2 protein-coding genes and 1 pseudogene are annotated in these 2,090 nt (G+C 58.0%); 1 reads left to right on the top strand and 2 read right to left on the bottom strand.

The window, feature by feature from the left end:
• Positions 1 to 127: 4Fe-4S dicluster domain-containing protein (locus ACW4DH_RS18930; RefSeq protein ID WP_459637957.1), on the top strand; the 127-nt coding region annotated here is incomplete at its 5' end.
• A 286-nt stretch (positions 128 to 413) separates the two neighbouring features.
• Here the strand turns inward: ACW4DH_RS18930 and ACW4DH_RS18935 are convergent.
• On the bottom strand, positions 414 to 1,718 hold the full coding sequence (locus tag ACW4DH_RS18935) for a porin (protein ID WP_459637956.1): 1,305 nt from the start codon (positions 1,716 to 1,718) through the stop codon (positions 414 to 416).
• 266 nt (positions 1,719 to 1,984) lie between these two features.
• Positions 1,985 to 2,090 (bottom strand): annotated as a pseudogene (locus ACW4DH_RS18940) (electron transfer flavoprotein subunit alpha/FixB family protein); the annotation flags it as partial.

The following is a 2,090-nucleotide window of genomic DNA, read 5'->3' on the forward strand; positions in this document are numbered from 1 at the left end:
GCCGCGCTTTCAGATCAACTTCCAGAACTGCGTGCACTGCAAGACCTGCGACATCAAGGACCCGGCGCAGAACATCCAGTGGGTGGCGCCCGAGGGCGGCGGCGGACCCACTTATCCCAACATGTGAGTCTCGCCCGCCTCTAACGTCAACGGCCCCGTCACGACGGGGCCGTTGACGTTTGTCACGTTAGTTGTTGTTTGTTGCGTTAAAAGTATCGTTCTAGAAGGGGCGACCTTAACAAAATGCCCCACCGAAAGGCGGGGCAACGAACAGTGGCAAGACAGTTTGGGAACTTATTACGAGTCATCCTCTCAATGCTTTAATCCCGAACGAACAGCCGCACATTGCTTGTGTCATCGACAACGGCACAACATGACTTGCGGCTGCTCGCTCAGCAGGATTCAAGGCCTTATTACCACTTGAGCTGCGCCCCGACGGAGAAGGCCTGCGGATCATTACCCGCCAAGGTATTGATCCGGTCGCCATGCGCATAGTCGCCCGCTCTGTACATGGCGTTGTCGCCGTTCATGGTCTTGGTATACATGGCATGGACCGACAGCGCCTGAGTCAGCGAGTGGAACACACCGATGCTGGCCTGGTCGGCATCGTTATCGCTACCGCTCTCCGTCTCGTTGGCATGCATCCACTGCACACCCGCCGTGGTGCGCGGTGCGACACGGTAGGTGGCGAAGGCTCCGTAGGCGTCACGATCCATGGGATCGTATTCGTTGATGTTTTCATAGATCGCGCCGATCTTCGCGGCACCGAAGGTATAATTGGCGCCGAAGCGATAGGCTTCGATGCTCTGCTCCGAATACAATTTGGAGTAATTGACGTAGGCGGCGCCGAGGTTCAGCCCGCCGGTGTTCCACGACACGCTGGCGCTGTACATATCGGAACTGTTGTCGTCGATCAGATCCTCGGTACCGTTGAGGATTTGCTCGTTGTTATCGTAGATCCCGCGGTTCTGGTCGAGGCCGTACTGCAGCGAGTAATTCACGTCACCGAACTTGCCGTCCCACATGAGGGCATTGGAGGCGCGCAGGTCGATACGTCCGTAGGCGGGATTCGGCCCGGTCCCGAGGATGGCATGCGGATCACCCACGGTAGTGGTGAAGGCGCTGTAAAGAATGCCCATGGTCTTGAATGGCGTGTCCAGCAGACCGGCGCGGAAGGTGCCGGCGGGCGTCTTGAGGCCCAGGAAGGTGTCACGGTTAGCCAGGGTATCGCCCTGGTTCAGGCCGGGATTGAAGCTCTGCTCAAGCTGCCAGAGAGCTGCATACTGCGTCCCGCCCAACTCGAAATCATGTGTCCCGCGCAGACCGAATATCGTGGTGTTGGACGACAGCCCCACATCGCCACTGGTGATCCCCATTCCGTTATTTTCTTCAGAATCGTTAACGCCCGAGTCGCCATAATCGAGAGACAGACGGGCCACACCGTAGAACTCGACCGGCTTTACGGTATCGATGATTTTCTTGATGGCGCTGCGATCGGCTTCACTTATCTGAGCGTTCTGCTCCACGGCGGACACGCTCTGCTGGGTCTGTTGCTGCTGCGCCTTCAGCTCATTGATCTGTGCCTGCAACGCTTGCAGCTGTCGCTGCAGGGCATCGACATCCGCCGAGGATTGCTGGGCATGTGCCATGCCCAGCGGCAGCATCAATACAGCACCCAACGCGGAGACGGTTGTTATCTTTCTGACTGGCTTATGCATGATGATCCTCATTATTTTTGTATCAATGCCTGTCTCTGTATCCGGCAAGACTTGCCGGCACGCCAGAACATGACATGTCATTGGCCCGTTCCGAGCCATTGGTCGAATGGCACCGCCACTCGGCGTTGCGCCGCCAGACGGCGCCTGCCTTACTACGATCCTGCTGACCTCCGTGTTGTCCTCCCTCGCTGCACCCCCAAGGTCAGATGGGCGACATTGGGCTTTCGATCTGCAGAGCGCGACCGTAAGTCGCGCTCCTTTAGGCCCTACAGCTTCTGCTCGAGCTCGGGCAGGATCTGGAACAGATCCCCGACCAGACCGTAGTCGGCGATCTGGAAGATCGGCGCTTCCTCGTCCTTGTTGATCGCCACG

Source organism: Halomonas sp. WWR20 (assembly GCF_054602495.1).

Bases quoted from the DNA above. Each gene is read 5' to 3' on its own strand.
- ACW4DH_RS18935 (WP_459637956.1), bottom strand. From the start codon at position 1,718: ATGCATAAGCCAGTCAGAAAGATAACAACCGTCTCCGCGTTGGGTGCT.